This is a genomic window from Qipengyuania sp. RANM35 (assembly GCF_041021145.2).
GTDB lineage: Bacteria > Pseudomonadota > Alphaproteobacteria > Sphingomonadales > Sphingomonadaceae > Qipengyuania > Qipengyuania soli.
Genome location: NZ_CM196433.1, coordinates 2,355,118 through 2,377,851 on the forward strand (window position 1 = coordinate 2,355,118; position 22,734 = coordinate 2,377,851).

At 65.5% G+C, this 22,734-nt stretch carries 33 protein-coding genes; 18 read left to right on the plus strand and 15 right to left on the minus strand.

Annotation, left to right across the window (positions count from 1 at the left end):
* Positions 1-93: 93 nt before the first annotated feature.
* The 7 genes from kynU to dksA form a co-directional block, all read right to left on the minus strand.
* Positions 94-1,311, minus strand: a complete 1,218-nt coding sequence (kynU, locus tag RAM60_RS11715) for a kynureninase (RefSeq protein ID WP_369026620.1) — start codon at positions 1,309-1,311, stop codon at positions 94-96.
* Positions 1,304-1,933, minus strand: coding sequence for an arylformamidase (kynB, locus tag RAM60_RS11720; RefSeq protein WP_369026619.1), 630 nt, complete (start codon positions 1,931-1,933; stop codon positions 1,304-1,306). Before kynB ends, kynU begins: the two co-directional genes overlap by 8 nt.
* Positions 1,930-2,721 carry a tryptophan 2,3-dioxygenase gene (locus RAM60_RS11725; protein WP_369026618.1) on the minus strand — a complete coding sequence of 264 codons (792 nt, stop codon included), beginning with the start codon at positions 2,719-2,721 and terminating at the stop codon, positions 1,930-1,932. Before RAM60_RS11725 ends, kynB begins: the two co-directional genes overlap by 4 nt.
* A 36-nt stretch (positions 2,722-2,757) precedes the next feature.
* Complete coding sequence (locus RAM60_RS11730) at positions 2,758-3,177, minus strand: DUF4112 domain-containing protein (RefSeq protein ID WP_369026617.1); 420 nt, start codon at positions 3,175-3,177, stop codon at positions 2,758-2,760.
* Positions 3,178-3,182: 5 nt separating this feature from the next.
* Positions 3,183-4,643, minus strand: coding sequence for an ABC transporter substrate-binding protein (locus RAM60_RS11735; RefSeq protein ID WP_369026616.1), 1,461 nt, complete (start codon positions 4,641-4,643; stop codon positions 3,183-3,185).
* Positions 4,644-4,691: 48 nt separating this feature from the next.
* On the minus strand, positions 4,692-5,069 hold the full coding sequence (locus RAM60_RS11740; RefSeq protein ID WP_200981543.1) for a PilZ domain-containing protein: 378 nt from the start codon (positions 5,067-5,069) through the stop codon (positions 4,692-4,694).
* Positions 5,070-5,177: 108 nt separating this feature from the next.
* Positions 5,178-5,636, minus strand: a complete 459-nt coding sequence (gene dksA / locus RAM60_RS11745; RefSeq protein ID WP_200981544.1) for an RNA polymerase-binding protein DksA — start codon at positions 5,634-5,636, stop codon at positions 5,178-5,180.
* A gap of 287 nt (positions 5,637-5,923) precedes the next feature.
* On the opposite strand from dksA, the gene RAM60_RS11750 reads away from it, so the two are divergent.
* On the plus strand, positions 5,924-6,253 hold the full coding sequence (locus RAM60_RS11750) for a hypothetical protein (protein WP_200981545.1): 330 nt from the start codon (positions 5,924-5,926) through the stop codon (positions 6,251-6,253).
* Between the two features lie 3 nt (positions 6,254-6,256).
* Here RAM60_RS11750 and RAM60_RS11755 read toward each other — a convergent pair whose 3' ends face one another.
* Genes RAM60_RS11755 through RAM60_RS11775 form a run of 5 tightly spaced genes read right to left on the minus strand, consistent with a single transcriptional unit; the run spans position 6,257 to position 9,458 of the window.
* Positions 6,257-7,396: a GNAT family N-acetyltransferase gene (locus RAM60_RS11755; protein ID WP_369026615.1), complete on the minus strand. Its 1,140-nt coding sequence runs from the start codon at positions 7,394-7,396 to the stop codon at positions 6,257-6,259.
* Positions 7,393-8,160: a glycerophosphodiester phosphodiesterase family protein gene (locus tag RAM60_RS11760; RefSeq protein ID WP_369026614.1), complete on the minus strand. Its 768-nt coding sequence runs from the start codon at positions 8,158-8,160 to the stop codon at positions 7,393-7,395. The genes RAM60_RS11755 and RAM60_RS11760 overlap by 4 nt, the downstream gene beginning before the upstream one ends.
* Complete coding sequence (locus RAM60_RS11765; RefSeq protein ID WP_369026613.1) at positions 8,135-8,590, minus strand: RidA family protein; 456 nt, start codon at positions 8,588-8,590, stop codon at positions 8,135-8,137. Before RAM60_RS11765 ends, RAM60_RS11760 begins: the two co-directional genes overlap by 26 nt.
* On the minus strand, positions 8,587-9,228 hold the full coding sequence (locus tag RAM60_RS11770; RefSeq protein WP_369026612.1) for an HAD family hydrolase: 642 nt from the start codon (positions 9,226-9,228) through the stop codon (positions 8,587-8,589). The genes RAM60_RS11765 and RAM60_RS11770 overlap by 4 nt, the downstream gene beginning before the upstream one ends.
* Positions 9,225-9,458, minus strand: a complete 234-nt coding sequence (locus tag RAM60_RS11775; RefSeq protein WP_200981550.1) for a DUF3572 family protein — start codon at positions 9,456-9,458, stop codon at positions 9,225-9,227. Before RAM60_RS11775 ends, RAM60_RS11770 begins: the two co-directional genes overlap by 4 nt.
* A 109-nt stretch (positions 9,459-9,567) precedes the next feature.
* Between RAM60_RS11775 and RAM60_RS11780 the strand changes: the two genes are divergently transcribed.
* From RAM60_RS11780 to RAM60_RS11795, 4 genes are all read left to right on the plus strand, one after another.
* A complete protein-coding gene (locus RAM60_RS11780; protein ID WP_200981551.1) occupies positions 9,568-9,936 on the plus strand; it encodes a response regulator in 369 nt (122 codons plus the stop codon).
* Positions 9,937-10,031: 95 nt separating this feature from the next.
* A complete protein-coding gene (locus RAM60_RS11785; RefSeq protein WP_369026611.1) occupies positions 10,032-10,274 on the plus strand; it encodes an acyl carrier protein in 243 nt (80 codons plus the stop codon).
* Positions 10,274-11,524 (plus strand): serine palmitoyltransferase, encoded by a 1,251-nt coding sequence (gene spt, locus RAM60_RS11790; RefSeq protein WP_369026610.1) that lies wholly within the window; start codon positions 10,274-10,276, stop codon positions 11,522-11,524. The genes RAM60_RS11785 and spt overlap by 1 nt, the downstream gene beginning before the upstream one ends.
* Positions 11,525-11,538: 14 nt before the next feature.
* Entirely contained in the window at positions 11,539-12,333 is a 795-nt protein-coding gene (locus tag RAM60_RS11795; RefSeq protein WP_369026609.1) for an enoyl-CoA hydratase/isomerase family protein, read from the plus strand.
* A 45-nt stretch (positions 12,334-12,378) separates the two neighbouring features.
* Here the strand turns inward: RAM60_RS11795 and RAM60_RS11800 are convergent, their stop codons facing one another.
* Positions 12,379-13,233, minus strand: a complete 855-nt coding sequence (locus RAM60_RS11800) for a sterol desaturase family protein (protein ID WP_369026608.1) — start codon at positions 13,231-13,233, stop codon at positions 12,379-12,381.
* 103 nt (positions 13,234-13,336) lie between these two features.
* On the opposite strand from RAM60_RS11800, the gene RAM60_RS11805 reads away from it, so the two are divergent.
* A complete protein-coding gene (locus RAM60_RS11805; protein ID WP_369026607.1) occupies positions 13,337-13,981 on the plus strand; it encodes a Crp/Fnr family transcriptional regulator in 645 nt (214 codons plus the stop codon).
* A 7-nt stretch (positions 13,982-13,988) separates the two neighbouring features.
* Here RAM60_RS11805 and RAM60_RS11810 read toward each other — a convergent pair whose 3' ends face one another.
* On the minus strand, positions 13,989-14,624 hold the full coding sequence (locus RAM60_RS11810) for a YqaA family protein (RefSeq protein WP_369026606.1): 636 nt from the start codon (positions 14,622-14,624) through the stop codon (positions 13,989-13,991).
* Between the two features lie 231 nt (positions 14,625-14,855).
* Here RAM60_RS11810 and RAM60_RS11815 point away from each other — a divergent pair, with 231 nt between their 5' ends.
* Both RAM60_RS11815 and RAM60_RS11820 read left to right on the plus strand, forming a co-directional pair.
* The gene (locus RAM60_RS11815) at positions 14,856-15,479 is read left to right on the plus strand and encodes a hypothetical protein (protein ID WP_369026605.1); all 624 of its coding nucleotides are present in this window, start codon (positions 14,856-14,858) and stop codon (positions 15,477-15,479) included.
* 1 nt (position 15,480) lies between these two features.
* Positions 15,481-16,797, plus strand: coding sequence for a DNA-packaging protein (locus RAM60_RS11820; protein WP_510640409.1), 1,317 nt, complete (start codon positions 15,481-15,483; stop codon positions 16,795-16,797).
* Between the two features lie 3 nt (positions 16,798-16,800).
* On the opposite strand, the gene RAM60_RS11825 is transcribed toward RAM60_RS11820, so the two are convergent.
* The gene (locus RAM60_RS11825) at positions 16,801-17,166 is read right to left on the minus strand and encodes a cupin domain-containing protein (RefSeq protein ID WP_369026604.1); all 366 of its coding nucleotides are present in this window, start codon (positions 17,164-17,166) and stop codon (positions 16,801-16,803) included.
* A gap of 66 nt (positions 17,167-17,232) precedes the next feature.
* On the opposite strand from RAM60_RS11825, the gene RAM60_RS11830 reads away from it, so the two are divergent.
* From RAM60_RS11830 to RAM60_RS11875, 10 genes are all read left to right on the plus strand, one after another.
* Positions 17,233-18,387: a phage portal protein gene (locus RAM60_RS11830; RefSeq protein WP_369026603.1), complete on the plus strand. Its 1,155-nt coding sequence runs from the start codon at positions 17,233-17,235 to the stop codon at positions 18,385-18,387.
* Positions 18,384-18,692: a DUF6127 family protein gene (locus RAM60_RS11835; protein WP_369026602.1), complete on the plus strand. Its 309-nt coding sequence runs from the start codon at positions 18,384-18,386 to the stop codon at positions 18,690-18,692. The genes RAM60_RS11830 and RAM60_RS11835 overlap by 4 nt, the downstream gene beginning before the upstream one ends.
* Positions 18,689-19,087, plus strand: a complete 399-nt coding sequence (locus RAM60_RS11840; RefSeq protein WP_369026601.1) for an HK97 family phage prohead protease — start codon at positions 18,689-18,691, stop codon at positions 19,085-19,087. The genes RAM60_RS11835 and RAM60_RS11840 overlap by 4 nt, the downstream gene beginning before the upstream one ends.
* 77 nt (positions 19,088-19,164) lie before the next feature.
* The gene (locus RAM60_RS11845) at positions 19,165-20,304 is read left to right on the plus strand and encodes a phage major capsid protein (RefSeq protein ID WP_369026600.1); all 1,140 of its coding nucleotides are present in this window, start codon (positions 19,165-19,167) and stop codon (positions 20,302-20,304) included.
* Between the two features lie 71 nt (positions 20,305-20,375).
* Positions 20,376-20,666 carry a head-tail connector protein gene (locus tag RAM60_RS11850; RefSeq protein ID WP_369026599.1) on the plus strand — a complete coding sequence of 97 codons (291 nt, stop codon included), beginning with the start codon at positions 20,376-20,378 and terminating at the stop codon, positions 20,664-20,666.
* Between the two features lie 152 nt (positions 20,667-20,818).
* Complete coding sequence (gene gp17, locus RAM60_RS11855) at positions 20,819-21,220, plus strand: tail completion protein gp17 (RefSeq protein ID WP_369026597.1); 402 nt, start codon at positions 20,819-20,821, stop codon at positions 21,218-21,220.
* Positions 21,217-21,624: a phage major tail protein, TP901-1 family gene (locus RAM60_RS11860; protein ID WP_369026596.1), complete on the plus strand. Its 408-nt coding sequence runs from the start codon at positions 21,217-21,219 to the stop codon at positions 21,622-21,624. The genes gp17 and RAM60_RS11860 overlap by 4 nt, the downstream gene beginning before the upstream one ends.
* Positions 21,621-21,971 (plus strand): gene transfer agent family protein, encoded by a 351-nt coding sequence (locus RAM60_RS11865; protein ID WP_369026595.1) that lies wholly within the window; start codon positions 21,621-21,623, stop codon positions 21,969-21,971. Before RAM60_RS11860 ends, RAM60_RS11865 begins: the two co-directional genes overlap by 4 nt.
* Entirely contained in the window at positions 21,968-22,162 is a 195-nt protein-coding gene (locus RAM60_RS11870) for a phage tail assembly chaperone (RefSeq protein WP_369026594.1), read from the plus strand. The genes RAM60_RS11865 and RAM60_RS11870 overlap by 4 nt, the downstream gene beginning before the upstream one ends.
* Positions 22,155-22,730 (plus strand): tail tape measure protein, encoded by a 576-nt coding sequence (locus tag RAM60_RS11875; RefSeq protein ID WP_369027331.1) that lies wholly within the window; start codon positions 22,155-22,157, stop codon positions 22,728-22,730. Before RAM60_RS11870 ends, RAM60_RS11875 begins: the two co-directional genes overlap by 8 nt.
* The last annotated feature ends 4 nt before the right edge of the window (positions 22,731-22,734 follow it).

A 22,734-nucleotide genomic window follows, 5' to 3' on the forward strand; every position in this document is an offset into this window, starting at 1 on the left:
CCATCAACATTCTTCCCCCCGCGAGATCATCACGGGTTTGACCGTACGCATCGAGGCGACGAATTCAACTTTGGCCCCGAATTGGGCGCTTGCTTACGTCACTGCCGCCCGCTCGCGGAACTCGTCGCGCTGCCACTCTCCCGTTTCCAGCACCTCGGCGAGATGCCGTGCCGCCTCGGCCATGTCCCCGAAGCGCAGGTAGGCGGGCGCGAAACCAAGGCGCAGGATATCGGGGTCCCGGAAGTCGCCGATCACGCCGCGGGCAATGAGGGCCTGGCAGATGGCGTAGGCCTCGGGATGGCGGAACGAAAGCTGGCTGCCGCGCTGCGCGGGGTCGATCGGGCTGACGACCTCGAGTTCGATACCGTGTTCCGACACGCACTGACGGAAGAATTCGGATAGTGCCTGCGACTTTGCATAGAGCCGCTCGACGCCGATTTCGGCGATCAGGTCGACCCCCACTTCCAGAGCGGCGAGGCCGAGGATGGGCGGTGTGCCGCAGAGCATCCGGTCGACGCCGGGCGCGGGCGCATAGTCGTCGCTGAAGGCGAAGGGCGCGGCGTGGCCCATCCAGCCGGTCAGCGGCTGTTGCACCTCGACTTGGTGCCGCTCTGCAACGAAGAGATAGGCGGGCGCACCGGGTCCGCCGTTGAAATACTTGTAACCGCAGCCGACCGCGAAATCAGCGTTGCAGGCGTTCAGATCGACCGGCAGCGCACCGCCCGAATGCGACAGGTCCCACAGCACCAGCGCGCCCTTGGCGTGAGCCGCCTCGGTGAGCGCGGCCATGTCGAAGATGGCGCCGGTCTTGTAGTGGACATGGGTCAGCATCAGCAGCGCGACGTCATCGTCGATCGCTTCCGCCATCGCCTCGCGCGGTGCCAGACGACGCTCGGCGAGACCCTGCTGTTCGAGCCCCGCGATCATGTAGAGGTCGGTGGGAAAGTTGCCCGGTTCGCTCAGCACCACCTTGCGGCCGGGACGCATGGCGAGCGCGGCGGAGATCAGCTTGAACAGGTTCACGCTGGTGGAATCGCAGGCGATGACCTCGTGCGGATGTGCCCCGACCAGTGGTGCGATCTTGGCCCCGACGCGCTGGGGCATCCCGATCCAGTCGGCGCCATTCCAGCTGCGGATCAGGCCTTCGCCCCATTCGCCCCGGACGACCTCGGCGATCCGGTCGGGCGTCGCCCTGGGCAACGCCCCGAGCGAATTGCCGTCGAGATAGATGACGCCTTCGGCCACGTCGAAACGGTCGCGGAACTCGCGCAACGGATCGCCCGCGTCGAGGGTGCGCGCACGCTCAAGCATCCGGGAGCTCCCGCAGCACCGCACGACACAGGCCCGCATCCCCGCCCGTGATCTTCAGCGGCAGGGCAATGAGCTCGTAGCGCCCCGGCGGCACGTCATCGAGCACCAGCCCTTCAAGGATGCGCATGTCGTTGGCGAGCACCGCCTTGTGGGCGTCCATCGTCTTCGATTCCTGCGGGTCGACCGAGGGCGCATCGGTACCGATCAGGACAACGCCCTGCCCGGCCAGCCAGTCGATCGTCTCGGCAGCGATGGCAGTGAAATCGCTGTCCCATTGATCATGCGGGAAGCGCTCGTAGGTCCGCAACAGCACCCGCGTCGCACCGCCGAGGTCGGGCAAGTCGGCGATCTGCACCCACCCCCGCGCCGCAAGCGCATCGACCACCAGGCATTCGCCAAGGTAGGGGTCGAGCGAGACGCTGGCGATATCCTCGGCCGTTGCCGAATAATGCAGCGGCGCGTCGCCATGCGTGCCCGAATGCGTGCTCATCGTCATGCGCCCGACATTGACCGGCGAGCCGTCCTCCATCTTCCACGTCCGCTCGAACGCGAATTCGGTGTCCCCAGGCCAGACCGGCAGGCCGGGGCGCAGGACCTGGGAAATATCCCGGATGCGGCTCACAGCGCGGTCCTGACGCTGAGCAGTTCGGGGAAGAACGCCGCCTTCAGCACGCCTTCGAGGTACGGAACGCCAGGCGTCCCGCCAGTGCCGGTCTTGAAGCCGATGATGCGCTCGACGGTCTTCAGGTGTCCGAAACGCCAGCGCTGGAAGTGGTATTCGAGGTCGACGAGCTTTTCTGCAAGCTCGTAGAGATCCCAGTGTTTCTGCGGGTCTCGGTAAATCTCTGCCCAGGCTGCCTCGACTGCTGGCGAATGTTCCCAAGCCGCACCGACCGGGCGGTCGAGCACCTCCTGCAGGATCGCGAAACCGCGCCGTGCCAGCAGCGCGATCGCTTCGGCATAGATGCTCTTGCGGTCCAGTTCGGCCCGCAGTTCGCGCGCCACGTCCGGTGTTGCCTCATGCATTTCGACCATCTTGGGTTTCCTCCCGCCGAGGAGGAACTCCATCATCCGGTACTGGGCGCTCTGGAAGCCGCTGGAGCCGCCGAGATGCGGGCGGATGGTCGAATAGTCGTGCGGGGTCATGGTGCTGAGCACGTCCCAGCTCTGGATCAGCTGGCCCTGTGCCCGGGCGACGCGGGCGAGCATCTTGAAGGCGGGGCGCAAATTGTCGGCCACTATGCACTCGCGCGCGGCGAGCAGTTCGTGGATGCACAGCTTGAGCCACAGCTCGGAAGCCTGGTGGACGATGATGAACAGCATCTCGTCATGCGCGTCCGATGCCGGATGCTGCGCAGCGAGGATGCGATCGAGGTCGAGGTAGGACCCGTAGGTAACGTCTTGCGCCATGCGCGCACCCCTAGCGCGCAATCGTCTCGCTTGAAACTACCCCTCGATCACGCGGGTCGCGGGATGATGCTTGTCGAGGTGGTTTTTGACGATCTTGAGGTTGCGGCTGTTGGAGCGGAAGGCGAAGTCGAAGGCATCGCCCAGCACGGGCACGGCACCGACCGCGCTGTCGAAGGCGATATTGCCCGCCATGCGCCAGAGCTTCCATTTGGGGATGCCGAGATTGCGCGCTTCCCACACGATGTAGGCGCCCATCGCCGCCGTAACGAAATCGCCGATCACCGGGACCAGGCCGACGATGGAGTCGAGGCCAATGGGATAGTTGGTGCCGGGAATGACGAGACTGCGTTCGAGCAATTGCTCCATCGCCTCGATGCGCTTGCGCACGGACAGAGGGTCGGTGCCGGTCGGCATTTCGAAGCCCAGCGGTCGGGCGCGGGGGAAGCGTTCGTCCATCTTCCCTAGATGGGGGCGTGGGAGAGTGGGAACAAGGGATGGACGTTCCAGCCGTTCTCGGAAAAGCCAGTAGTGTCACCGCGCACCAGTGACCAGCGGATAGGAGCGCCCAGCGGGATAAACAGGTTTGACGCCGTCAATGCCTGCTCCGCTTCGGCAAGGAAGGAAGCCTCTTCTGCCGGATCGCGCGCATCCACGGCCAGGCCGACGAGGTAATCCGCGCCCTCGGAGCAAACCTGGCGCGAGACGCGGCAATTGAACTGGTTGAGGAACCAGCGCGGACCCCCGAAGCGTGCCACGCGATCGCGCAGGACGAGGTTGGCCTTCTTGCCCTTGGCCGTGCGTTCGACTGCTATGCCGACCTGCGACAGATCCCGTGCAAGTGCCTCGAACAACAGGTCGGAACCGGGCCCGTCCGGCAATTCGATGCTGACGCGCACTTCGCCACCATTGAGGCCTTTCCAGCGTGACACGCGCGAGGCCGCACGCGAACGCCGCGCGCCCATGTCCATGTCGCCCCAGCGCTCTCCCACGGTCCCGGGATCGTTCGGTAGTCCGGGAGCGACTATCCGCGTCGTCGGGACCCAGCCACCGATGTTGAATGCACCGAGCAGGGTTGATCGGTCGATCGCCATTGCCACGGCCTCGCGGTTCTCGGCTGTGGAGAGGAATCCTGCGGGATTGGCGACATCAAGGCCGAACAATCCCAGCGCTGCGTCGAGCCGGATCGTGCCGCGGCTCAACGGGCCGGCGTTCACTAACGGGAGGCTTTCGATCCGTCCGCCGAGAACGAGGTCGTACTTGCCTTGCGCGAAACCCTCCGCAGCAGTGGCCGCATCCTTCGCATATACGCGCACGGGCGAGACTGCCTCCTCCCAACCCTCCTGACTCGGCAAGCCGCGGTCTTCGGGCGGCATGGCATCGAGCTGGATGTAGTCGGCTTCACGAGTGGCGCGCATCGGCCCAATCTGGGTCTTGTCGAGCGACAGGCCCAATTCCGGCTGGGCGAGCAGCTGGAGCAGGTCGGGCATGGGGCTCTTCAGGCGGACTTCGATCACCCTGCCGGTCATCGCCCGGATATCGCGCACCTTGGCAAGGTCGAGGCCGAGCGAGGTCCCGTCCAGCCGCCGCAAGGTCGCAGCCAGCTTGTCGCGCACCATCTGGGCCGTCAGGCGCGAGCCATCGGGAAGGTCGAATTCGCGAATGCGGAAAATGTAGCTGGAGCCGTCATCGGTGACGATCCAGCGCTCTGCCAGCGCGGGAACGACCGAACCTGCCGGATCGAGCGACACCAACCCCTGCGCCTGCGCAGCACGAAGCTCCTGTCCGGGATAGGCCAATCGGACGCCGCCGGTAGCAAGTTCACTCGGCGCAGCAATGAAGGCAACATCGACCACACCGTCATTGACCCCGCCGCTGCATGCAGCGGTTGCCAGTGCCAGTATCAGGGCAGGGATGAAGCGCATCGCCCGCGACTAGCAGTCATGGGCCGCCGCGTCAGCCGCAAGTTTCACTCAGATCGAGCGAACGCCATGTTCATTGTCGAAGATGCGTCCCGTCCGCACCGGTCGCGTATGGCGCGGAGCCTCGCTTCCTTGCGTTCCCGCTGAATTCGCCGCGCGCACCAGGATCGGGTCGATTTCGCGATCGAACGCGATTCCGAAGCGGATTCCCTGGACCCAGGCAACCACGCCCTTCACCTCGCCGACATTGCGCAGGCCAGCTGTGACGCGATCGCCGCTGGCCACCGCCACGCCGGATTCAGCCATCATGCCACCGGCCGACAGATTGCGCACTTTCGCGCGCACCACTTCCGTGCGTCCGTCGAAAGCCAGATCCGCAAACAGGAAAAGGCTGTCGCGCACGACATTCCGGGTTTCCAGCGAAGACATTAAGCTTCCGTCTCCCAAGCCTTAACAACCACCACGCAAATCCGGCGTGTGTGGAGCTATATGCCCGAGGAGACTTGAAAGAGCGGTAAAACGAAAAGGTTAACGCGTTCAGTCGTCGCGGGAGATCTTCTCGCGTCGCTCGTGTGCTTCCTGCGCCTCGACGGTCATCGTGGCGACGGGACGCGCGATCAGGCGCTTCAGGCCGATCGGGTCGCCGGTCACTTCGCAATAGCCATATTCACCCCGGTCGATGCGGCGCAGGGCGGAGTCTATCTTGGCGATGAGCTTGCGCTGGCGATCGCGCGTGCGCAGTTCGATGCCCCAGTCGGTTTCGGAAGATGCGCGGTCGTTTAGGTCGGGTTCGCGTATCGGACCATCCTGGAGCGATTGCAGCGTCTGTCCCGCGGCGTCATGAATCGACTTTTTCCAGTCGAGCAACAGGATGCGGAAATAATCCAGCTGCCTGTCATTCATGTACTCTTCGTCTTCGCTGGGATTGTAATCGTCACCGACCGCCGCGCGGGCCTTGGCCAGTTTTTCCATGTCGCTCGAAGCCGTTGAGGCCATTCGACCCTCTCACCTGTAAGAACCGCAATCGCAGGTCATCGTCGCCCCGCTGGCCCGGATGTTTCCGGTGCCCGACGCCCTGTTGGGCGGGCCTATAGGCAAGCGCCCCTAGGCGCACAAGCGGCAATCCCGGCAAGGTGCCAAATTGATGCTGCACGTGTCCCAAACAGCGCGAATTCCCTCGGCAAAAAAGAAATTAACCGGGCCGTTAACCAATTGTTGACCATAAGAGGCGACCTCTTGGCTGTCCGGCGGGGCAAATGCCGGGCTCAATGGGGGAAATGACAATGGCTTTTACCGCTATCCAGGGAGGCGCCGGTGCCATCGTGCAGGGCAAGGCTGCTGCCGAACTCGTCGCCGAATGTCTCGCCGCTTACGGCAATGGCAGCCTCGATGCTCTCTATGACCTCGGTGTCGCCTTTTCGACCGCCAGCCACGGCGTGACCTGCGACATGATCGAAGCACACAAGTGGTTCAACATCGCGGCCTCGAAAGGCCACGAGGAAGCCGCCTGGTGCCGCGCCGACATTTCCGAGGAAATGACCGCCCGCGAAATCGCCGAGGCCCAGCGCCGTGCACGCGAATGGCTCCTCGAAGGACAGCGCAAGGCCGCCTGAACCCTATCCGCCCTTCCTGAACGGGGTTCGGGCGGAAAGGTAGTTGCGGTCGGCGGCCACTCCGGCACGCTCGCGCTGGAGGAATTCCGCCACCGCCTCGCGGAAACCGGGGTCGGCGATCCAGTGCGCCGAGACGGTCTCCACCGGTTCATAGCCGCGGGCGAGCTTGTGCCCGCCTTGCGCTCCGGCTTCGACGCGCGACAGGCCCAGCTCAATCGCCGCGTCGATCGCCTGGTAGTAGCAAAGCTCGAAATGCAAGAAGCGGATGTCGCGCGTGCAGCCCCAGTAGCGGCCATATAGCGCATCACCGCCGATGAAATTGAGCGCGCCGGCCACGGGAACGCGGTCCTGCAGCGCCAGCACCAGCATGATCTTCTCTCCCATCCGCTCGCCGAACAGGTCGAAAGCCTCGCGCGTCAGGTATGGATGGCCCCATTTGCGTGCGCCGGTGTCTTGGTAGAAATGCCAGAAGGCGTCCCAATGCTCGGGACGAATGTCGCCCCCCGTAAGCCTGACGATCTCGACCTCCGCCTGTGCCGCCGCGCGTTCCTTGCGCAGGTCCTTGCGCTTGCGCGAAGCGAGCGTGGCGAGGAAATCATCGAAAGTCGAAAACCCGCGATTGTGCCAGTGGAACTGGATGTCCGAGCGCAGCATCCACCCCGCATTCTCGAACAGCGGCTGCTGAGCCGGTTCGATGAAGGTCGCATGGGCCGAAGAGAAGCGGTTCTGGAGGCACAGCTGCTCGGCCGCATTGAGCAGCGGCGCGGCATACGCCTCGTTCGACAGCAGCAATCGCGGCCCCGTCGCCGGGGTGAAAGGCGCGGCAATCTGGAGCTTGGGGTAGTAGCGTCCACCGGCGCGTTCGTAGGCATCGGCCCAACTGTGGTCGAAGACGTATTCACCCTGGCTGTGGCTCTTGAGATAGGCGGGCATGGCGGCGAGGATCGGGCCGCCCTCTTCGCTGATGACGATCGGTGTCGCCTGCCACCCGGTGCCCGGTCCGACGCTACCCGAATCTTCGAGCGCGGTCAGGAATTCGTGGCTCACGAACGGATTGTCGGCGCCTGCGAGCGCATTCCATTCCGCACGGTCGAAGGCGCCGACCGATCCGCCGACACGCGCGGCTAGGCCGCCATCGCTCATGGCAGTCCCGCGCCTTCGGCAATGGGCGCATCGGCATATTGCCGCGCCCGTTCGCGCAGGTCGGGGGAACTGACGGTCCAGGTGAGCACCGGCAGCCCTGCGGTGCGAGCAGCCGTGACCATCCGGTTGGGAAGTGCGTGAACGTGATAGGCGAGGAAATCGGGCTGGGCGGCCCATAGCGCGAGGTGGCGGCTGATCTCGCTCTGTGTATGTCCCTTGCTATCCTCGCGCATGACCAGGCCGCGCACGGTCATGGGCGAGTGCTGCTTGAACCACCGGGAGACACGGGGGTCGAAGCTCATGACAGCGTGGGGCCCGGCATATCCTTCGAGTGCATCGACGACGCGACGACAAGTCCGCGTCACATCGTAGCGTGGCTTGGATTTCACCTCGATCAGCAGCGGGACCCGACCTGCAACGATTTCAAGCAGGGCGGCAAGATCTATCGGCGCCTCGCCATCGGCATAATGCAAGGCTTGCCATTGCGCCCTGGTGCGACGTTCGCCCTGATCGGTCGACCCCAGCAGGCGGGCAAAATCCCAGTCGTGAAAGACCATGGGCCAGTCATCGAGGCTGCGCTGGAGGTCGCACTCGATGCCCAAGCCTTCTTCGACCGCCGCGCGAAAAGCGGCAGGCGAGTTCTCTACCCGCCCCTCGCCGTGCAACCCGCGATGGGCATAGGTCCATTCGCGCAACCACCCGACCCGCGCAGGGTCGGGCGAAGCGACGAAGAAGCGGTCAAGCCGTGATAGCAATGATCGCATCGACCTCGACCGCGGCATCGAGCGGCAGGACCGGTACGCCGACTGCGCTGCGAGCGTGCTTGCCGGCATCGCCGAACACCTCGACCATCAGGTCGGACGCGCCGTTTGCAACCTTGGGCTGGTCGGTGAAATCGGACGTCGATGCGACGAAGCCACCCAGCTTGACCACCTGTTCGACCCGCTCGAGCAGGCCTGCAGCCTCGAGCTGGGCGAGAATCATCAACCCGCAAGCGCGGGCCGCCGCCTGGCCTTCCTCGAGGCTCACGGTGTCGCCCAGCTTGCCGGTGACGAGCTTGCCGTCGACGAAGGGCAGCTGGCCCGAGAGGTAGGCGCGGCGGCCGTCGACAACGACCGGCACGTAGCTGGCGACGGGGGCTGCGGCCTTGGGCAGGGTGATGCCGAGTTCCTGGAGCCGTGCGGCGATAGTCATGCGTTTTCCTTTTCGAGTTTGCCCATCAGCCAGGGCAGCGCGTGCTCCCACGTGTCGATCCGTGCGTCGGCATGGCCGGACTTGTGTGCGCAATCGATCAGCGGGGCGAGCATGGGTTCGCCGCACAGGTGGAGGGTCGTGATGTTGGCGCCGGTCCCGCCCAGGGTCTCGCGCGCTGAACGGTGATGCTGGGCAAGGTCGTCGATGAAGATGGCGTGCGACGGATTGTATTCCTGGAGAATCGCCTGGAGTGCAGGACCCTTCGGCCCCTGGTTGGTGAAGACCCGCGCATGGAAACCGTGGTCCGCGAGCTGCTCACGCCGCATCTGCTGGCGCGCATCGTTGAGATTGGTCAGCACCACGACGTCTGCATGATCGGCCAGCGCATTGATGCCTTCGATCGCACCCGGGATCGGCGTCTGGCGATGCATCTGCGTGTCGAAGAAACCGCCAAGCATTTTCCAGATGTCCTCGGGCGCAAGATAGTCGCCGCTTTGCTGCCAGCGCAGCGCCTTTGAAAAATCGTTGCCGACCATGCGGAATTCGACGCCCTGCGTCTCGGCCAGCCAGTCGCGGAAGGGCGCGACCATGTAGAGCAGGACCTCGTCGCAGTCGGAGATGATCAGCGGCCGGCTCATCGGGCGAGCTCCCGGCTGGCGGCCACCAGCGCTTCGGGCGTCGTGCCCAGCGCATCGGCGGCGAGCACGAGGTCGGGCTCATGGTTGGCGAGGAATTCGAGCACGGCTGCCTGCACGCCGCGATCCTCGATTCCGTGGCGCAGGCGCTCCGGGGTCAGGCCGGTCAGCGACAACAGGCGGTCGGCGCGTTGTCCGTCGGCGAGTGCCCAGCCGAGTGCCTCGAGCGCCAAGACCTCGGGCGCCCTGCCCTCTGCCTGCGAAGATGATGCGTCGCGGATAATTGTCAGTTCCCTTCGATTTCCATATGGCGCCTTGCACACGCCCTGAGGAGGCCCGCAGGTGGCAAAGAGAATCCTCGTTGTCGAGGACAACGATCTCAACCGGAAACTGTTCTGCGACGTTTTGAAGGCCAACGGCTTCGAAGTCGTGCCTGTCGCTGACGGTTCCAACGTGCTGCCCACGGCCAAGCGATTCGCGCCCGACCTGGTCATCATGGACATCCAGTTGCCCAATGTCAGCGGGGTCGACCTGATCGTTCAGCTCAAATCGGATTATTCGCTCCGCGACATCCCGGTTCTGGCGGTGACCGCCTACGCCGGCAAGGGCGACGAAGAGCGCATCCGCGATGCCGGTGCGGCGGATTACCTCGCCAAGCCCGTCTCAATCGGCCCCTTCATGGCCGCCGTGCGCGCGTTGCTGCCCGACTAGGCAAGCTTGACAAGCGCCGCGCGAAACCGTTTGGCCCCGACATCATGCAGGACTACGCCCTGCGCACCGGAAGAACGCAGAGAACTGGACCCCCTATGGACCGCGCCGAAGTCGACACCACGATCCGTTCGCTGATCGAGCCCTTCAACAAGAAGGAAGTCGCGATCACCGACAGCACCACTTTTGCCAACGATCTCGAATTCGACAGCCTCACGGTCATGGATTTCGTGGCCGAGATCGAAGACGCGTTCGACATCATCATCTCGATGAACCAGCAGGCCGAGATCGAGAACTACGGCCAGCTCGTCGATGCCGTGACCAAGCTGCAGGCCGACTGATGAGCGAGGGCATCATCCAGCCGGACCAGCCGGAAGAACTTGAGGGCGAAGGCAAGGACCTCTTCTCCAAGTTCGACGACATCATCGCCATGCGCGAAGGCCTCCTCGCCAGCGGGGTAGAGGATCCGTTCAACCTCGTCATGGAAAAGGTCCTCTCGCCTACCCGCGCGATCTGCAACGGGCGTGAAACGATCCTGCTCGGCACCTACAACTACATGGGCATGACCTTCGACCCGGATGTGGTCGAGGCGGGCAAGCAGGCGCTGGCCGATTTCGGCTCGGGGACCACCGGTAGCCGCGTGCTTAACGGCACCTACCAGGGCCACAAGGAAGTCGAGCAGGCGCTCAAGGACTTCTACGACATGGACCACGCGATGGTCTTCTCGACAGGCTACCAGGCCAATCTCGGGATCATCAGCACCATCGCCGGCAAGGGTGACTACGTCATCCTCGACATCGACAGCCACGCCAGCATCTGGGACGGCTGTGCGATGGGCAATGCCGAGATCGTGCCCTTCAAGCACAACGACATCGAAGCGCTCGAAAAGCGGCTCAAGCGCATCCCCGAAGGCGCGGGCAAGCTGGTCGTCCTCGAAGGCGTCTACTCGATGCTCGGCGACATTGCGCCGCTCAAGGAAATGGTCGCGGTCGCCAAGAAGTACGGCGCCATGGTGCTGGTCGACGAGGCTCACTCGATGGGCTTCATCGGCGAGCATGGCCGCGGCGTGTGCGAACAGGCCGGTGTCATCGACGATTGCGACTTCATCATCGGCACCTTCTCCAAGAGTGTCGGCACCGTCGGTGGTTTCTGCGTATCGAACCATCCGAAGTTCGAGATCATGCGCCTCGTCTGCCGTCCCTATGTCTTCACCGCCTCGCTGCCGCCGAGCGTGGTCGCGACGGCCGAGACCTCGATCCGCAAGCTGATGCACGGGTCGAACAAGCGTGCGCATCTGTGGGAGAACTCCAAGAACCTCCACAAGGGCCTGCGCGACCTCGGCTTCCAGCTCGGCACTGACGAACCGCAGAGCGCAATCATCGCGGTGATCATGCCCGACCTCGAGCGCGGCGCAGCCATGTGGGAGGCGTTGATCAAGAACGGGCTCTACGTGAACCTCGCCCGCCCGCCGGCGACGCCTGCGAACATGACCCTTCTGCGCTGCTCGCTCTGCGCCGAGCATTCCGAGGAGGAAGTGGGCGAGATCCTGCGCATCTTCGAGGTTGCCGGGAAGGCCGTGGGCATCATCTGACGAAGGGACAGCCAGTGACCGACCCGATCCTCATCCACTCCGATGGTCCGGTCGAGACGGTCACGCTGAACCGGCCCGAGCGCCTCAACGCCATGGACGAGGCGTTGATCTATGCATTGCAGGACTATTTCCGCGGCCTGCACGATCGCCTCGATGTGCGCGTCGTGGTGCTCAGGGCTGCGGGCCGGGCATTCTGCGCGGGCCTCGATCTGGGCAGCTGGAAGAATACCGGCAACGAGGGGGCGATCCATCACACCTGGCGCACCCAGCGGGCCATTGCCACGGTGATGCAGCTGATGCGCAGCTGCCCCCAGCCGATCATCGCCCTGGCACAGGGCGCTGCCTGCGGGGGCGGCCTGTCGTTGCTGCTGTCGAGCGACATCCGGTTTTGCACGCCGGATTTCCGCATGAACGCGGCCTATATCAAGATCGGTCTCGGCGGGTGCGACATGGGATCGAGCTATTTCCTGCCGCGCCTGGTGGGCTCGTCGCTGGCCTCGGAGATGATCCTCACAGGTCGCTTCATCCATGCCGATCGCGCACTCGCCTCGGGCTTCGTCAGTGCAGTGGTCGAGAGCGACCAGCTGGATGCCGCGGCGGCCGGGATCGTCGACGACATGCTCCTGACCGCACCGATGGGCCTGCGGCTCAGCAAGGATGCCCTAAATCGCAATATCGATGCGCCCGGCTTTGAGGCAGCGCTGGCGATCGAGGATCGTCAGCAGGTGATGCTGAGCCAGACGGCCGATGCACTGGAGGCGCAGCGCGCCTTCCTCGACAAGCGGCGGCCCGATTACCGCGACCGCTAGCATAAAGGTGCCGGCCAGGCTCTCCTTCCCGGCCGGCACGCCCGGTCAGGCGGCGCTGGGCGCTGCCTGCTCTGCAACTTTTTCCCCGCCTTCGGGCATGATCTTGTTTTCGGGGAAGATCGGCCACAGCAATTGCTGGCCGAGCGTCGCCGGGGCGAGGTTCTCGACACCGTAGCTCGTGGGATAGGTGCGGGTGATCTTCGCGGTTCCGAACAGTACGTCCCAGAAGAACAGCAGGTTCCCGTAGTTGCCCTTGTAGTTGACCGCCGGATCGTCGGCGTGGCGACCATGGTGAGCATGGTGCGTGGCAGGCGTCGAGATGGTCCGCTCGACCACCCACATGACGGGCGAGAGCCACTTGATGGCGTAGAGCGGCTTGTCCCAGGCGACGTCGGAATGGGCACCGATGATGACCAGCATCTTGACGACGATGTAGCCGGCATAGACCCAGCCGAGGCCGAGCCAGACAAGCACGCCCGCGAGCCACAGGCTGGGCATCATTGCGTAATAAATGATGTTGTTCCGGTAGACGAGCCGGACGCTCATGTACTTGGCGTTGTGATGCGCGCGGTGGAGGTTGTAGAGCCAGGATGTCGAATGGCTCGCGCGGTGCCACCAGTACTGCATCATGTCCTCGCAAACGAGGAACAGCGCGATCGCGGCGAAGACGTTGAGGCCGGCCAGTGCTCCTGCGTATTGCGGGGCGATCGCATTGGCGAGGGCTCCGGCGGCGAACAGGACGGTCGGCTGGGTGACCGCGATCAGCATCGTCATGCTGACCGCTTCGACGATCCCGTCATCGCGGGTCTGCTCGGATTTCGAGAACAGGTCCGAGCGCCACAGCTCGGCAAGGGCAAAGCCCAGATAGATGGCGATGATGGCGATGGTCGATCCGGGCATGTCTCTCTCCCAAGAGGACGGTCTTGTCGATTCGCGGTCTAGCGTTTACTGACGAGTAAGAATGTCCAATAGTTTACATTCTCCCGCGACTCGACGTTCGCTGATGTCGCCGATGCTGTTTTCGGCGCTCGATCCTGCCTTGCGGGTCCATCTCCTGCGCAATGCCGCGGTGCGCGAATTCGGCGACGGTCAGATCATCCAGCAAAGGGGTGAGCGGGCCGACGGCTTCTGGCTGATCGAAGAAGGATCGGTCATGGTCGGCCAGTTCCTGCCCGAAGGGGAATTTCGCGCGGTCGCACTGCTGGGGCCTGGCGATTCCTATGGCGAGCTGGCGGTCTTCGCCGGCAAGCCGCGCATCGTCGACGCGGTTTCGCGTGGCAACAGCCGGGTCAGGCTGATCGCGGCGCGCCCCTTCCTCGAGGCGCTGAGCAACTACCCCGCCTCGACCCGGGCCTTGCTGGGCGCCCTGTCCGAACAACTTCAGGACACGCTGGCGCAACTTGCCGGCCTGAGGCGCGGGACCAATCCGCAGCGGCTCGCGGCGATCCTCGCCAACATGGCCTCCGACCAGGACCAGCCGGCGAGCGTCGTGGTGACACAACAGGAACTCGCCGACCTGCTCGGAGTGACCCGTGCGACTGCCAATGCGGCGCTGCGCGAACTGCAGAAGCTCGGCCTCGTCCAGCGCGGCTATGGTTCGGTCACGATCCCCGTCCGCGACCGGCTGGCACAATTCGCCCTCGGCTAGGTCCCGCTTACTGCTCCAGCGTGGCGGCGGCGCATTTCTCGGCCGTGGCCTGGTCTTCCCCGCCGTCGAGATAGGCGATGGCGACGAAGCCAGCGATCACCAGCGCCACGAAGCCCACGGTCACGAGGCCGAGGTACTTGTCGATGAAGCGCTTGATAGGTGCCCCGAACAGGCGGAACAGCACGCCCACGATCATGAAGCTGATCGAGCGGGAAACGATGCTGGCGAGGATGAACGGCACCAGCGCCATGCCGATGAAGCCCGCGGTGATCGTCAGCAGCTTGAACGGTATCGGCGTCGCACCCTTCACGATCAGGATCTCGACCCCATATTCGCGCAGGTAGCAGGCCGCCACAGGGAAACTCTCCGACAAGCCGAGCCAGCGCAGCAGGTCGGCACCGATGGTATCGTACAGTCCCCAGCCGATCGCATATCCGAGGAGGCCGCCGGCGACCGAGGCCAGCGTCGCGATGACCGCGAAGCGGATCGCCTTCTTCGGCTCGGCAAGGCACATCAGGCCCAGCAGCGGGTGTGGCGGGACCGGGAAGAAGCTCGCCTCGATGAAGGCGAACATCGCCAGCCACCATTCGGCATGCGGGTGGGACGCCTTTTCGAGCGTCCAGTCGTAGAGCTTGCGCAGCATGGTCCGGTGAAATTCCTCGCGTCCCGTGGTCCTCAGCGAACTAGGCGAGCATCCCTTCGTAGGCAAGCGCGACTGAATAACCTATTTGGTTCTTTTTGATTGACATCGTCACGCTGTTTGGGTACATAAAAGGAACATCGCGATAGTGTGATTCGCACTGAAGGGCGGCCATCTCCACCAGCCGGAGCGGCCGCCTTTTCGCGTTCAGTCAATTCGTTGCGGGAGGGCAAGATGGGCAAAGCCAAGTCCGGCGACCGCCATGCCTGGGAGGCGCCATTCCTGAAGGCGCTCAAGAAGTATGGCTCGGTCAAACGCGCAGCCAGCGCAGCCGGGATCACCACCGGACCCGTATATAACCGGCGCAAACGCAGCGAGGAGTTCTTCGAAGCCTGCACGAAGGCCCGCGAGGCTTTCCATGCCAATGGCGGCCGGGTCATCCGCAACAGCGCCGACAAGCCCGCACCCCGGCAATGGAAGCGCACCTTTCTCGACATGCTGGCGGAGACTTCCAACGTCACCGCTTCCGCCCATGAGGCGAATGTCTCGGTGCGCGAAGTCTATCGCACCCGGCGCTCGGACGAGGATTTCGCGGGTGAGTGGCGCACGGCCCTCTTCGAAGGCTATGCCAACCTGGAAATGGAGGTGCTCGGCTTCCTGCGCGATCCGGCTCCGACCCGGAAGCTGGACGTTGCCGCGGCGCTGCGCCTGCTGACCGCGCACAAGGATACCATCGCCACCGAGCGAGCGGCCCGCGCCAATGTCAGCGCCGCAGAAGTGCGCGCCTCGATCGAACGCAAGGTCGAGATTTTCCGCCAGCAGGTCGCCGCGGAACAGGCGCGCAAGGCCGGTGACTGACTTGGGCGGCAGGCCGCGCCTGTTCTCGCAGGCCTCGTGCGATCTCAAGGACAGCTTCGTCGCCGGACTGGACCAGAAGGAAAAGGACGAATGGTCGTTCGACTTCGCCAACACCGCGCACGACGGGCAGCTGCCACCGTCGGGCGACTGGCGGACCTGGCTGATCATGGCCGGACGCGGTTTCGGCAAGACGCGGGCAGGGGCCGAATGGGTCCGCTCGCTCGCCGAAGCGAACCGCTATGCGCGTATCGCACTGATCGGCGCGAGCCTGGGCGAGGCGCGCAGCGTCATGGTCGAGGGCGAGAGCGGCATCCTCGCCTGCTCGCCGCCCGAACGGCGACCCGTTTTCGAACCTTCCTTGCGGAGGCTGCGCTGGCCCAACGGGGCCGAGGCGATGCTCTATTCCGCTGCCGAACCCGAGAGCCTGCGCGGTCCGCAGCACAGCCATGCCTGGTGTGATGAGCTGGGCAAATGGAGCAATGCCCATGACCGCGCGCTGTCGGCGTGGAACAACCTCCAGCTCGGCCTCAGGCTGGGCAAGGACCAGCGCGTGCTGGTCACCACGACGCCGCGTTCGACGCCGCTGCTGGCAAAGCTGGTCGGGGCAAGCGACACGGCGATTACCCGCGGTCCGACCAGCGCCAACACGGGCAACCTCCCGGCGAGCTTCCTCGCGGCAATGGAAGCCGAATTCGGCGGCACGCGGCTGGCACGGCAGGAACTGGACGGCGAACTGCTGGAGGACATCGAGGGCGCGCTGTGGTTACGCTCGCTGATCGAGGAATGCCGCTGCGAGGGCGCAGTGCCGCCTGCAAGGCGCGTGGTGGTGGCGGTCGACCCGCCTGCCAGCGCGAGCGGCGATGCCTGCGGGATCGTGGTCGCCATGGTAGGCGAGGACGGCCTCGCCTATGTCCGCGCCGATTGCTCGGTCGAGAAAGCGACGCCCGAACGCTGGGCCCGCGCCGTGGCGAAGGCCGCCGAGGCCTGGGGTGCCGACCGCGTGGTCGCCGAAGCCAACCAGGGCGGCGCAATGGTCGCCAGCGTCCTGCGCGCAGCGGACATTTCGCTTCCGGTCAAGCTGGTCCACGCCAGCCGCGGCAAGACGGCACGGGCGGAACCTGTCGCCGCACTCTACGAGGCAGGCCGGGTGAAACACGCGGGAATGTTCGCGAAGCTGGAGGACGAGATGTGCGGGCTGATGGCCGGCGGCGGTTACGAGGGGCCGGGAAGGTCCCCCGACCGGGCCGATGCTCTGGTCTGGGCGCTCAGCGAGCTGATGCTGGGCAAGAGCGGGAGGCCGCGGGTGAGAACGCCATGACGATCAATGGGCGTGTTCGGGGGGCGCAAACAGCACCAGTTCCACTCTTTCGTCGCCGTCGACGTAACCATCGTGACCCGGCGGAATCTCGAAAAAATCTCCCGGCCCGATCGCGGTTTCGATATCGGTATCGACCATGCGGACTATGAGCCGACCGCTGATACAATAGCCGGTGTGGCGAGCAGGACATGCCGCGGGCGAACCGAGCAACGGTTTTTCGTCCTTCTCCCATGTCCAGCCAGGTTCGAAGACAGCCCGCATCCCGGCAGTACCGTCCGCCATCTGGACGATGGAGATTGAACCGGCTTCGGCCATGTCCAGCTTGTCGTCGGGCGTTTCAAACCGTCTCACTTCGATCGCTGCAGTCATTGTGAGCTCTCCCCTTCGGAGGGCGTCGAGTCGGCGCCAACTCAATCGTACAACATTGGAGAGATCATGTCCTTCCTCACCTCCCTGACCTCCGCCTTCAAGGCGGGGGCGACTTCGCGCGTGCCTTTGACCCGTGGCTATATTTCGCCCTGGGCCACGGCCTTCGACAGCACCTCCGGACGCGCACCGTTCGACTACACCTCCGCCGTGGCCGAGGCCTATTGCGCCAATCCGGTGGCGCAGCGCGCGGTGCGGATCGTGGCCGAAGGCGTCGGCGGTGCGCCGATTGCCTGTGCCGACGAGCGGCTGGCGAAGCTCATCGCCTGTTCCTGCGGCGCGCAGCCGCTGCTCGAGGTGCTGGCGGCCCAGCTGTCGCTCCACGGCAATGCCTATGTCCAGATCGTCAAGGACGGCGCGGGCGTGCCGGTCGAGCTCTATCCCCTGCGGCCCGAGCGGGTGCAGGTGGTGGCCGGCGCGGACGGCTGGCCCGCCGCCTATCGCTACATCCTCGCCGATCGCACGCTGACCATCCCGCTCGAGGACGAGGATGGCTGGCCCAATGTCATCCATTTGAAGGGCTTCCACCCGACCGACGACCATTACGGCGCAGGCTCGCTAGCCGCCGCCGCGCCCGCCGTGGCGATCCACAACGCGGCGTCGGAATGGAACCGCGCATTGCTCGCCAATGCGGCGCGGCCGAGTGGCGCGCTGGTCTATGACAGCGGCGATGCAGCGGGGCTGACGACCGAGCAGTTCGAGCGGCTGAAGGCCGAATTGCAGAGCGCCTTCCAGGGCCAGGGCAATGCCGGACGGCCGATGCTGCTCGAAGGTGGGCTCGACTGGAAGGCGATGAGCCTGTCGCCTGCCGACATGGATTTCGCGACGCTCAAGGCCGCGGCGGCGCGCGACATCGCGCTCGCCTTTGGGGTGCCGCCGATGCTGCTCGGCCTGCCGGGCGACAACACCTACGCCAATTACCGCGAGGCGAGCCGGGCGCTGTGGCGACTGACGCTGCTGCCGCTGCTCGGCAAGATCCTCGACGGCCTGCATTCCGGCCTCGGCGACTGGTTTGCCGACGCACCGTCTGTCGACCTCGACCGCATCCCGGCGCTGGCCGAGGACCGCGAGAAGCTGTGGGCGCAGGTCACCGCCGCCGATTTCCTCTCGCCGGACGAGAAACGCGAAATGCTGGGCCTCAAACCGATGGAGAATGGCCAATGACCCGTGAAGACATGCTCGCGCGGCTGATCGCGCAGGCCGATGCGCAGGGGGGCGATCTCGTCACCCTGCGCGCCATCGTCGAGGAATCGAGCGAACTGGGCGCCAAGCGCGTGCTCGACCGTCTCGGCCTCGGCGATCCCTCGGCGCAGGACGATATCGACGAGCTGCGCGAACTGCTTTCCGCCTGGCGCGATGCCAAGGCGAGCGCGTGGAAGGCGGCTGTCGAGTGGCTCACCCGCGGCGTGCTCGCGGCGCTGCTGATCGGCATCGCGGTGCGGCTTGGCGTCGGCGAGATGCTCGGATGAGCGCGCTCAGGATCGCGGGCTACGCGGCGCTGTTCGGCACGCCCGACGCGGCGCGCGACACCATCCTGCCGGGCGCCTTCGCCAACACGCTGGTCGAGCGGCGCGAGCCATTCCCGCTCTACTGGCAGCACCGCCCCGAACAGCGGATCGGCTGGGTCGAGACCGTCGGCGAGGACGCGCGCGGGTTGCGGATCATCGCCACCATCGACAACCCGGACGGGCGCGCAGCCAAGCTGCTGCGCGAGCGGGCGGTAAGCGGCCTCAGTTTCGGCTACCGTGCGCGGCGCTACCGCCACACGCCACAGGGCCGCGAACTGGCCGAGATCGAGCTTTTCGAGGTCAGCGTCGTTACCCACCCACTCCAGCATGACGCCAGGGTCCACCTGACCGCGTGACGTCACGCCGCCTGCCGACTTTCCCCTCGCCGCCTTCCGGGCGGCTTTTTTTGTGCCCTGAAGAAAGAGGAAACTACATGGACAACACTACCCCCACCCCCGACCAGGCCGAAGCGAGCTTCGATATCGTCGCCCGCCAGGACAAGACCGAGGCTGACGTCGCCGCGCTCCGCAGTGACGTCGACGAGGTCAAGGCGCGGGTCGACAAGATCGGCCGCGCCGCCGCCCGCCCCGCGATCGGCGGGACCGAGGAGGCCGCGCCCGAAGTGAAGGGTTTCGTCGACGGCTACCTCCGTCGCGGTTCGACTGCCGAGTTCAAATCGATCAGCGGTGCCGTGCCGTCCGACGGCGGCTATGCCGTGCCGCGCCAGATCGATGCGATGATCGCCCGCGAACTGACCGAGATCAGCCCGATCCGTGCCCTCGCCCAGGTCGTCCAGACCGGCAGCGCGGGCTACCGCAAGCTCGTCAGCATCGGCGGCACCGCCTCGGGCTGGGTCAGCGAGACTGCGGGCCGCCCCGGCACCGACACGCCCAATTTCGCTGAGATCGCCCCGCCGACGGGCGAGCTATATGCCAATCCGGCAGCCTCGCAGGCCATGCTCGACGATGCGGGCTTCGAACTCGACACCTGGCTCGCAAGCGAGATCGCGATGGAGTTCGCCCGCGCCGAGGGCGCAGCCTTCGTTCACGGTACCGGCGTCAACCAGCCCAAGGGCTTCCTGTCATCGCCGGTCAGCACGGCCGAGGATGGATCACGCGCCTTCGGTTCGCTGCAGTACATCGGGTCGGGCGATGCCGACGGCTTCGACACCAATCCCGACGCGAAGCTGATCGACCTCGTCCACACGCTGAAGGCCGGCCATCGCCAGGGCGCAAGCTTCGTGATGAACTCGGCGACCCTTGCCGAGGTGCGCAAGCTCAAGACCGCCGACGGGGCTTTCCTGTGGCAGCCGGGCCTGGTCGAAGGCCAGCCCGATCGCCTGCTCGGCTATCCGGTGGTCGAGGCCGAGGACATGCCCGATATCGCCGCGGGCACCTTCCCGATCGCCTTCGGCAATTTCCGCCATGGCTATCTGATCGCCGAACGCAGCGCGACGCAGGTGCTGCGCGATCCCTTCACCAACAAGCCTTTCGTCCACTTCTACGCCACCAAGCGCGTCGGCGGACAGCTGCTCGACAGCAACGCGATCAAGCTCCTGAAAATCGAGTTGTGATCGCCCGTGCCCGCGCCGCCTCCCCCTTCGGCGCGGGCACCCCCTTTTCCTGTCACTGAGGACATCACTTCATGCCGACAGAACTGTCCGGCCAGCCGCTCGACGAATTGAAGCAATGGCTGGCGATCAGCACTTCGGGCGAGGATGCGCTGCTCCTGCGCCTGCTCGAGAGCGCCTGGCAGATGTGCCAAACCTTCACCCGCACCGTCCTGGGCGAATGGGCGGTGCTCGATCCGGCCTTGCGCCACGGCATCGTCCGCCTTGCCGCGCACCAGTACCGGGAGCGCGACAACGGCGAGGCGGGTGCCCTGCCCGCTGCCGTCGCCGCCCTGTGGCAACCGTTCCGTACCTTGCGACTGTGAGCTTCGAACGCCTGGCACAGGCCCTGACCCGCCGTGCCTCCGCTCTTGCCGCAGCGCGCGCCGAAATGCGCCGCCGTGAACGGCGCGAGGACCCCTCGCGCTGGCACCGCCCGCACCTTCTTTGGCCCCATTTCACAAGCAGGACCGACTAGATGGAAAGCGAATTCCGCCGCGCGCTGGCCCAATGGCTGCGCGACGATCCCGTGCTCTCGCAGATGGTGAATGCCATCGAGGAGGAAGGTCCGGTCGCGGCCAGCCCGCCGTCGATCGCGATTGTGGCCAGTGCGTCTGCCGACTGGGGCAGCAAAACGACGACAGGTCGCGAGGTCCGTCTCGCGCTCGAACTCGTCGTTCGCAGCGATGCGTCGGAAAACACTGCCGCCGTCGTCGCCCGGATCGAGCAGCGCATCGCCACCCTTCCCCCGGACCAGGGTACCTTCCGCGTCGTCGTCACCCAGTTCCTGCGCAGCCGCGCCGAACGCCGCCAGCGCAGCCTTCGCGCCGTGCTGCTCGAATACCGCTTCAACCTCATCGCTACGGAGACCTTGCCATGACAGCCCAGAAAGGCGCCGCCTTCCTTCTCAAGATCGGCGACGGCGGATCACCTGCCACCTACGAGACCGTTGCCGGCCTCCGCACCACTCAGATGTCGATTAACGGCGACACGGTGGTCGTCACCCACAAGGAAAGCGGCGGCTGGCGCGACCTGCTCTCGGGTGCCGGCACCCGTTCGGTCTCGGTATCGGCCAGCGGCATCTTTCTCGGCTCGGATGCCGAGACGAGGGTCCGTAGTCATGCGCTCGCAGGAACGCTCGATGCGTATGAACTCTCGTTCGAGGACGGCGCGAAGATGCGCGGCTCATTCCTCGTCCAGCGCCTCGATTATGCCGGAGACTTCAATGGCGAGCGCACCTATTCGCTCCAGCTCGAAAGCTCGGGCGCAGTGGTGCCTGCATGAACCGCGCTCAAGTAGCCGAAGGCGGTAGCGCAGAAAAAGCTCACGCTAATCAGCTGAGGGGCGAGGCCACGATCTCCATCGATGGACGCCTGCACCTCCTTCGCCCGAGCTTCGATGCGCTGGTCCGGGCCGAAGAAGAACTCGGCCCGCTGTTCGCGATGGTCGAGCGAGCAGGTGAAGGCCAGCTGCGACTTTCCGAGATCGCTGCGCTGTTCTGGCACTGCCTGGCCGAGCGGGGCGAACTCACCCGTGAGCAGGTCGGCTCCGCAGTGCTGGCGACGGGCCTCGCCGAAGCCGCCAAGCCCTTGCGCGCCCTGCTCGGTGAAATCCTCAAGGGCAGCGGGTGAGCGAGAATTTCGGCGTTGCCGCCTTGCGCCTCGCGGGCCTCGCCGCCGGTGCCCTCGGTTGGCTGCCGGACACCTTCTGGAACGCCACCCCTTCCGAACTGCTCGCCTCGCTGGCGCCCCCGCTGCCCGCCGAGACCCCGCCCAGCCGCGAGGAGATTGCGGCGATGATCGAAAGAGACGCCCATAACTGACGAAATCGACGAACTCATCGTGTCGGTGCGCGCCGACACCCAAGCCTTTGCCGCCGACATGCAGGCCATGCGCGGGGCCTTCGACACCACGCTGGTCGACGGCTTCGAGCGCGCCGGATCGGTGCTCGAACGCGGGCTGCTCTCGGCCATTCGCAAGGGCAGCCTCGGCTTCGACGACCTGAAGCGCATCGCCAGCGGCGTGCTCGACCAGATTGCCGCGCAGGCGCTGCAGATCGGTTTCGGCAATCTGATGGGCGGTTCGGGCGGCTCGGCCGGCGGGATCGGCGCTTTCTTCTCCTCGGCCCTCGGTGCGCTGTTCGGCCTGCCGGGACGCGCCACTGGCGGGATTGTCGCGCCCGACCGACCCTATCTCGTCGGCGAGCGGGGGCCCGAGCTGTTCGTCCCCACCAGCGCAGGACGTGTCGAGGCGAACGGCGCGCGGTCCGGCAGCAAGGAGGTCCGCGTCGCAATCAACCTATCCGCCCCGCGCGGGACCAGTGCGCCGGTCGCCATGCAGCGCAGTTCGCGCCAGGTCGCGGCCGCCGTGCGCCGCGCACTTTCGGCCTAGGAGC

Bases quoted from the DNA above. Each gene is read 5' to 3' on its own strand.
- kynU (WP_369026620.1), bottom strand. From the start codon at position 1,311: ATGCTTGAGCGTGCGCGCACCCTCGACGCGGGCGATCCGTTGCGCGAG.
- RAM60_RS11725 (WP_369026618.1), bottom strand. From the start codon at position 2,721: ATGGCGCAAGACGTTACCTACGGGTCCTACCTCGACCTCGATCGCATC.
- RAM60_RS11730 (WP_369026617.1), bottom strand. From the start codon at position 3,177: ATGGACGAACGCTTCCCCCGCGCCCGACCGCTGGGCTTCGAAATGCCG.
- RAM60_RS11735 (WP_369026616.1), bottom strand. From the start codon at position 4,643: ATGCGCTTCATCCCTGCCCTGATACTGGCACTGGCAACCGCTGCATGC.
- RAM60_RS11740 (WP_200981543.1), bottom strand. From the start codon at position 5,069: ATGTCTTCGCTGGAAACCCGGAATGTCGTGCGCGACAGCCTTTTCCTG.
- dksA (WP_200981544.1), bottom strand. From the start codon at position 5,636: ATGGCCTCAACGGCTTCGAGCGACATGGAAAAACTGGCCAAGGCCCGC.
- RAM60_RS11750 (WP_200981545.1), top strand. From the start codon at position 5,924: ATGGCTTTTACCGCTATCCAGGGAGGCGCCGGTGCCATCGTGCAGGGC.
- RAM60_RS11755 (WP_369026615.1), bottom strand. From the start codon at position 7,396: ATGAGCGATGGCGGCCTAGCCGCGCGTGTCGGCGGATCGGTCGGCGCC.
- RAM60_RS11760 (WP_369026614.1), bottom strand. From the start codon at position 8,160: ATGCGATCATTGCTATCACGGCTTGACCGCTTCTTCGTCGCTTCGCCC.
- RAM60_RS11765 (WP_369026613.1), bottom strand. From the start codon at position 8,590: ATGACTATCGCCGCACGGCTCCAGGAACTCGGCATCACCCTGCCCAAG.
- RAM60_RS11770 (WP_369026612.1), bottom strand. From the start codon at position 9,228: ATGAGCCGGCCGCTGATCATCTCCGACTGCGACGAGGTCCTGCTCTAC.
- RAM60_RS11785 (WP_369026611.1), top strand. From the start codon at position 10,032: ATGGACCGCGCCGAAGTCGACACCACGATCCGTTCGCTGATCGAGCCC.
- spt (WP_369026610.1), top strand. From the start codon at position 10,274: ATGAGCGAGGGCATCATCCAGCCGGACCAGCCGGAAGAACTTGAGGGC.
- RAM60_RS11800 (WP_369026608.1), bottom strand. From the start codon at position 13,233: ATGCCCGGATCGACCATCGCCATCATCGCCATCTATCTGGGCTTTGCC.
- RAM60_RS11805 (WP_369026607.1), top strand. From the start codon at position 13,337: ATGTCGCCGATGCTGTTTTCGGCGCTCGATCCTGCCTTGCGGGTCCAT.
- RAM60_RS11810 (WP_369026606.1), bottom strand. From the start codon at position 14,624: ATGCTGCGCAAGCTCTACGACTGGACGCTCGAAAAGGCGTCCCACCCG.
- RAM60_RS11815 (WP_369026605.1), top strand. From the start codon at position 14,856: ATGGGCAAAGCCAAGTCCGGCGACCGCCATGCCTGGGAGGCGCCATTC.
- RAM60_RS11825 (WP_369026604.1), bottom strand. From the start codon at position 17,166: ATGACTGCAGCGATCGAAGTGAGACGGTTTGAAACGCCCGACGACAAG.
- RAM60_RS11830 (WP_369026603.1), top strand. From the start codon at position 17,233: ATGTCCTTCCTCACCTCCCTGACCTCCGCCTTCAAGGCGGGGGCGACT.
- RAM60_RS11835 (WP_369026602.1), top strand. From the start codon at position 18,384: ATGACCCGTGAAGACATGCTCGCGCGGCTGATCGCGCAGGCCGATGCG.
- RAM60_RS11840 (WP_369026601.1), top strand. From the start codon at position 18,689: ATGAGCGCGCTCAGGATCGCGGGCTACGCGGCGCTGTTCGGCACGCCC.
- RAM60_RS11845 (WP_369026600.1), top strand. From the start codon at position 19,165: ATGGACAACACTACCCCCACCCCCGACCAGGCCGAAGCGAGCTTCGAT.
- RAM60_RS11850 (WP_369026599.1), top strand. From the start codon at position 20,376: ATGCCGACAGAACTGTCCGGCCAGCCGCTCGACGAATTGAAGCAATGG.
- gp17 (WP_369026597.1), top strand. From the start codon at position 20,819: ATGGAAAGCGAATTCCGCCGCGCGCTGGCCCAATGGCTGCGCGACGAT.
- RAM60_RS11860 (WP_369026596.1), top strand. From the start codon at position 21,217: ATGACAGCCCAGAAAGGCGCCGCCTTCCTTCTCAAGATCGGCGACGGC.
- RAM60_RS11865 (WP_369026595.1), top strand. From the start codon at position 21,621: ATGAACCGCGCTCAAGTAGCCGAAGGCGGTAGCGCAGAAAAAGCTCAC.